The sequence below is a fragment of the Actinoallomurus acaciae genome, assembly GCF_042429965.1.
GTDB lineage: Bacteria > Actinomycetota > Actinomycetes > Streptosporangiales > Streptosporangiaceae > Actinoallomurus > Actinoallomurus acaciae.
Map to the genome: position 1 here is coordinate 1 of NZ_JBHLZP010000540.1, position 5,305 is coordinate 5,305.

The 5,305-nt window shown below is 70.2% G+C and carries 7 protein-coding genes and 1 pseudogene; 6 read left to right on the top strand and 2 right to left on the bottom strand.

Annotated elements, in window-relative coordinates; all coding sequences use genetic code 11:
- Positions 1–38 precede the first annotated feature (38 nt).
- Positions 39–1,052 (bottom strand): SDR family oxidoreductase, encoded by a 1,014-nt coding sequence (locus ACFFNX_RS41215; RefSeq protein WP_378211623.1) that lies wholly within the window; start codon positions 1,050–1,052, stop codon positions 39–41.
- A gap of 214 nt (positions 1,053–1,266) precedes the next feature.
- Here ACFFNX_RS41215 and ACFFNX_RS41220 point away from each other — a divergent pair, with 214 nt between their 5' ends.
- The 6 genes from ACFFNX_RS41220 (at position 1,267) to ACFFNX_RS41245 (ending at position 4,777) form a co-directional block, all read left to right on the top strand.
- A complete protein-coding gene (locus tag ACFFNX_RS41220; protein ID WP_378211624.1) occupies positions 1,267–1,707 on the top strand; it encodes an iron chaperone in 441 nt (146 codons plus the stop codon).
- Positions 1,708–1,735: 28 nt separating this feature from the next.
- Positions 1,736–2,188, top strand: coding sequence for a helix-turn-helix transcriptional regulator (locus ACFFNX_RS41225; protein WP_378211626.1), 453 nt, complete (start codon positions 1,736–1,738; stop codon positions 2,186–2,188).
- A gap of 5 nt (positions 2,189–2,193) precedes the next feature.
- On the top strand, positions 2,194–2,604 hold the full coding sequence (locus ACFFNX_RS41230; RefSeq protein ID WP_378211627.1) for a VOC family protein: 411 nt from the start codon (positions 2,194–2,196) through the stop codon (positions 2,602–2,604).
- A 6-nt stretch (positions 2,605–2,610) separates the two neighbouring features.
- Positions 2,611–3,051, top strand: coding sequence for a YdeI/OmpD-associated family protein (locus ACFFNX_RS41235; RefSeq protein WP_378211628.1), 441 nt, complete (start codon positions 2,611–2,613; stop codon positions 3,049–3,051).
- Positions 3,052–3,177: 126 nt separating this feature from the next.
- Positions 3,178–3,681, top strand: a complete 504-nt coding sequence (locus ACFFNX_RS41240) for a mycothiol transferase (protein ID WP_378211629.1) — start codon at positions 3,178–3,180, stop codon at positions 3,679–3,681.
- A 247-nt stretch (positions 3,682–3,928) separates the two neighbouring features.
- Entirely contained in the window at positions 3,929–4,777 is an 849-nt protein-coding gene (locus ACFFNX_RS41245) for a chitosanase (protein WP_378211630.1), read from the top strand.
- A 337-nt stretch (positions 4,778–5,114) separates the two neighbouring features.
- Here ACFFNX_RS41245 and ACFFNX_RS41250 read toward each other — a convergent pair.
- Positions 5,115–5,305: pseudogene (locus tag ACFFNX_RS41250) on the bottom strand (IS982 family transposase); the annotation flags it as partial.

Below are 5,305 nucleotides of genomic sequence, written 5' to 3' on the forward strand. Positions count from 1 at the left end.
CAGCCCACCCCACGCGAACCGCACCGCGGCAAGACCCCTCACCGGCACCGCCGCCGCAGCAGGCCCAGTGCGGCCAGGCCCAGCGCCCCGCCCGCGGCCGCCGCCACGGCGACCGGGTGCTGTGCGGCCCACATCTGGTAGCTGCGCGGATGGGCCCGGTCGTCGAAGGATCCGTGCGCGCCGTAGTCGTGGCCGTCCTTGCCGTCGGCGGGCCTCCACAGGTTGGCGGGCTGGTGCGGGTCGCGCGGCCGGTCGGTCTGCTGGGAGTCGAAGCCCGTACGGGCGAGGTAGCGGTCCAGCAGCCCCGGAACGACCCGGTTCGCCAGCAGGGTCGCCACGGTGCTCCCGCCGATCCAGTACTCCCGCCGCTCCGGATGGTCCGCGGCGTACAGCAGCGCCCGCGCGGCGACCTCCGGCTGGTAGATCGGGGGCACCGGCTGGGCGTGGTTCGGCAGGCGCGACTCCACCCAGTCGAACTGCGGGGTGTTGACCGCCGGCATGTGCACGATGGTCGTCCGTACGCCGGTGCCCCGGTGCAGCAGTTCGGTGCGCAGCGACTCGTGGAAGCCCTGGACGGCGTGCTTGGCGCCGCAGTACGCCGACTGGAGCGGAATGCCGCGTTTGGCCAGGGCCGACCCGGTCTGCACGATCGTGCCGTGGTCGCGCGGCAGCATGAGGTCCAGCGCGACCTTCGTACCGTGGACGAAGCCGAGGTAGGTGACCTCGGTGGTCCGCTTGAACTCCGCCGGCTCGATGTCGACGAACTGGGAGAAGACCGAGCTGAACGCCACGTTCACCCACACGTCGATCGGCCCCAGCACGGCCTCCGCACGCTCGGCGGCGGCACGTACCTGCTCGTAGTCGGCCACGTCCGCAGGGATCGCCAGCGCCTCACCGCCGGCCGCGCGCACGTCCTCGGCCGCCGCGTTCAGGCCGGTCTCACCCCGCGCCAGCAGGGCCACCTTGTCCCCCTGAGCGGCGAACGCCCGAGCCGCCGCCCGGCCGATCCCTCCACTCGCGCCGGTCACCACCACGACCCGCCCGCCGTCCATCCGGCTCTCCCCTCGGTCCGCGCTTCGGTTCACGAGCAGCGCTACCCGGCCTGGCCGACGCCACGCCGGGCGACCAGATGGTCAGGAATCGAGAAGCGCGGGTCACCAGACCGTTCCTAGCCTCTTATCAGTCATGCGGCGGAGACCGCATCGCCTTGAGCCGGACGACATGGGCACACAGGTCACCACAGTCACTTCAAGGGAGAAATCCACCATGAGCAGCACGTACGAGGGGTTCACGGCCGAAGAGCGCGCCGCGATGAAGGACCACGCCCAGGAGATGAAGAAGGCGTCGCGCCGCGGCTCGCGGGCGGACAAGGCGGCGGAGGCGGAGCGGGACGTACTCGCGAAGATCGCCGAGATGGGGGACTCGGACCGGATCATGGCCGAACGCGTCCACACCGTCATCACGGCCGGCGCGCCGGCCCTCGCACCGAAGCTCTGGTACGGGATGCCCGCCTACGCGCTGAACGGCAAGGTCGTCTGCTTCTTCAAGCCCGCCGAGAAGTTCAAGGCGCGCTACGCGACGCTCGGGTTCAGCGACCAGGCGAAGCTGGACGACGGCCCGATGTGGGCGGCCGAGTTCGCCCTGACCGAGGTGACGCCCGAGGTGGAGGAGAGGATCGGTGCGCTGGTGAAGCAGGCGCTGAGCTGACCCGGGCGTCGGTGAAGGGAGCTCTCTCATGTGTCACCCCTCGTGGGGCCGCGCACTCGCCGAGGCGCAGCGCCTCAGCGACCTCGCGCGGCTGCGCCGCGTCCGGGACCGGATCGACCGGGAGTACGCGCAGCCGCTGGACGTCGAGGCGCTGGCCCGCGGCGCGCACATGTCGGCCGGGCACCTCGGCCGCCGGTTCCGGCTCGCCTACGGCGAGTCGCCGTACGCCTATCTGATGACGCGGCGCGTCGAGCGCGCGATGTCGCTGCTGCGTCGCGGCGACCTCAGCGTCACCGAGGTCTGCTTCGCCGTCGGGTGCTCGTCGCCGGGCGCTTTCAGCACGCGCTTCACCGAACTGGCCGGTGTGTCGCCGAGCGTCTACCGGCGCCGGGCGGCGGGGATGCCGTCGTACGTGGCCGAACAGGTCACCCGACCGATCAGGAACCGAGAAGCGCAGGTCACCGAGGCGCAGCTAGCGTGAATGCCATGGACATCACCATTCATGCCAGCTCCCTCCCGCACGATGACCCGGAGGCATCGCTGGCCTTCTATCGCGACGCCCTCGGCTTCGAGGTCCGCAGCGACGTCGGACACGGCAAGATGCGCTGGATCACGGTCGGCCCCAGGGACCAGCCCGGCACGTCCATCCTCCTGGCGCCGCCGGCCGCCGACCCCGGCATCACCGACGACGAGCGCCGCACCATCGCCGAGATGATGGCCAAGGGCACCTACGGCTGGATCCTGCTGGCCACCCGCGACCTCGACGGCACCTTCGAACGGGTGCAGGCCGGCGACGCCGAGGTCGTCCAGGAGCCGACCGAGCAGCCGTACGGCGTGCGCGACTGTGCCTTCCGCGATCCCGCGGGCAACATGGTCCGCATCCAGGAACTGCGCTGAGCGATCATGCAGTTCCGAACCCACGTCGAACCGCTGGAGCCCATGAGGGGCCTGGAGGTCCCTCCGGAGGTCGTGGAGGCGCTCGGCGGAGGCAGGCGGCCGGCGGTGACGATCACGCTCAACGGGCACACGTGGAAGAGCCGCGTCGCCATCATGCGCGGCCGTCACCTGCTCGGCCTCAGCACCGCCAACCGGCAGGCCGCAGGCGTCGTGACCGGCGAGGAGGTCGTGGTCGAGGTGGAACTCGACACCGAGCCCCGTGTGGTGGCCGAGCCCGCGGACCTCACGGCCGCCCTGGACGCCGATCCGGTCGCCCGCGCCGCCTATGACCGCCTGTCCTTCAGCCGCAAGCGGCAGCACGTGCTCGCGATCGACGGCGCGAAGAGGCCCGAGACGCGCGAGCGGCGGATCGAGAAGGTCCTGGCTGCGCTGCGCGACCAGGAGTAGGCGGCGGCAGTCGCGGGCAGGTCCCACCCGGCGCCGGATTCGAGCCTGGCATCCTCGAAGCGAGCGGACCGATGACCGGCCACGGCCGACCGGGCGCCGCGACCGGGCGAGGAAGGGACCAAGCCGATGAACAGTGCCGAACTGCTGACCGACGCCTTCGAGCGCGTTCGCGAGACCGTGCACGAGGCCGTGGACGGCCTGTCGCCGGACCAGCTCGCCACGCGCCCGACCGACGACGCCAACTCGATCGCGTGGCTCGTCTGGCACCTGACACGCGTCCAGGACGACCATGTCGCCGACGTCGCGGGCGTCGAGCAGGCCTGGACCGCCGGAGGGTGGGCCGAGCGATTCGACCTGCCGCTGCCACCGTCCGACACCGGGTACGGCCACGACGCCCGTACCGTCACGGCCGTCCGCGTCGATTCCGGGGAACTCCTCACCGGCTACTACGACGCCGTGCACGAGCAGACCCTGCGGTACGTCGCCGGCCTGAAGGACGCCGACCTCGACCGCGTGGTGGACGAGGCGTGGGACCCGCCGGTGACGCTGGGCGTACGGCTCGTCAGCGTCATCAACGACGACACCCAGCACGCCGGCCAGGCCGCCTACCTCCGCGGCCTCATCCTTTAAGCCATTACGAGGCGCACAACTCCGGCTACAAAAACCCGTCTTCACCGATGTCCTGTTCGGCGTCGGCCGCATCCGTACGCCTACTTTCTGTTATAAGTACCTTCCTTACCGAATAGTTGACAACAAGCCAGAATTCATGCTTTTATCCCAGCCCTCCCCACCAAGAAGGCCATTAACGAATCGCGCATCCTCCGTCACTCGCCGCCAGCGTTATTCGCCCCACGCCCCCGGACCGACAGGATTATTCGTGCCCCGGAAATCCGCTCGATGGACGATCCCCGCCCTCGCCGTCCTCCTCGCCGGTGGCGTGCCCGCCCTGCTGACCTTTACCGGCGACGGACATGCCGCCGGCACGCCGGCCGTGCTCTCCGGACAGGCGACCGCCGTCGACCTGACCGACCCGCACGAGAAGGACATCGCCATGCAGGTGGTCTCCAGCGCGGAGAACTCCTCACTCGACTGGCGGGCGCAGTACAAGTACATCGAGGACATCGACGACGGGCGCGGCTACACCGCCGGCATCATCGGCTTCTGCTCCGGCACCGGCGACATGCTCAAGGTCGTCCAGGCCTACACCGACGCGGAGCCGGGCAACGTCCTGGCCAAGTACCTGCCGGCGCTGCGCGCGGTGAACGGCACCGACTCCCACGAGGGACTCGACCCGGGCTTCCCCGCCGACTGGCGCAAGGCCGCCGCCGACCCGGCGTTCCAGCAGGCCCAGGACGACGAGCGCGACTCGGAGTACTTCGACCCCGCCGTCCGCCAGGCGAAGAGCGACGGCCTACGGGCGCTCGGGCAGTTCATCTACTACGACGCCATGGTCATGCACGGACCGGGAGATGACGCCGACAGCTTCGGCGGAATCCGCGCGACCGCCCTGGCGAAGGCCAGGCCCCCGGCACAGGGCGGCAGCGAGGTCACCTATCTGGGTGCGTTCCTCGACGCGAGAAAGGCCGCGATGAAACGCGAGGAGGCGCACAGCGACACCAGCCGCGTCGACACCGAGCAGCGCGTCTTCCTGAACAACGGAAACCTCGACTTCACCCCGCCGCTGACCTGGAAGGTGTACGGCGACAGCTACACCATCAGCGAATAGAACTCCGGTGGGCGGACGCGGATCCCGACCGCGTCCGCCCATCGGTCCCCCGGCCACTCGCCAGGGGACTGGAGTGGACGCGCTCGTTCCGAGGCGGGACCGAGGGCACCGGCTCCTACAGTGCGGGCGGCGCGAGCGCGGCGACCCGAGGTGAACCCGCCGGCCGCGCTCGCGCGTCACCCCAAGGCAGCGACGAGACCGTGGACCTGCTCACGAGCCCGGCGCCCTTCACCGCCCTGCGCGACGATCCCGGGCGAACGAACCGGCAAGCACGCTCTCTGCCTCATCACGCTCACCCACATGGCCTCCCGCCCCTAGATGATCGATTCCAAGGGGTTTAGTGGTCGTAGGCGGTCAGCGTGCGTATGGTCGGCTGGCCGGTGTGACCGTTGTGCCAGATGGCGGCGGTCAGTGCGAGGATGCGTTGCAGGACGCGGACGGCCACGCCGCTGGGGGTGCGGCCACGGTGTCGTTTCAGGTCGAGTTGGCCTTTGAAGGTCTCGTTGACCGATTCGATGATCTGCCGTA

Bases quoted from the DNA above. Each gene is read 5' to 3' on its own strand.
- ACFFNX_RS41235 (WP_378211628.1), top strand. From the start codon at position 2,611: ATGCAGTTCCGAACCCACGTCGAACCGCTGGAGCCCATGAGGGGCCTG.
- ACFFNX_RS41220 (WP_378211624.1), top strand. From the start codon at position 1,267: ATGAGCAGCACGTACGAGGGGTTCACGGCCGAAGAGCGCGCCGCGATG.
- ACFFNX_RS41215 (WP_378211623.1), bottom strand. From the start codon at position 1,052: ATGGACGGCGGGCGGGTCGTGGTGGTGACCGGCGCGAGTGGAGGGATC.
- ACFFNX_RS41225 (WP_378211626.1), top strand. From the start codon at position 1,736: ATGTGTCACCCCTCGTGGGGCCGCGCACTCGCCGAGGCGCAGCGCCTC.
- ACFFNX_RS41240 (WP_378211629.1), top strand. From the start codon at position 3,178: ATGAACAGTGCCGAACTGCTGACCGACGCCTTCGAGCGCGTTCGCGAG.
- ACFFNX_RS41230 (WP_378211627.1), top strand. From the start codon at position 2,194: ATGGACATCACCATTCATGCCAGCTCCCTCCCGCACGATGACCCGGAG.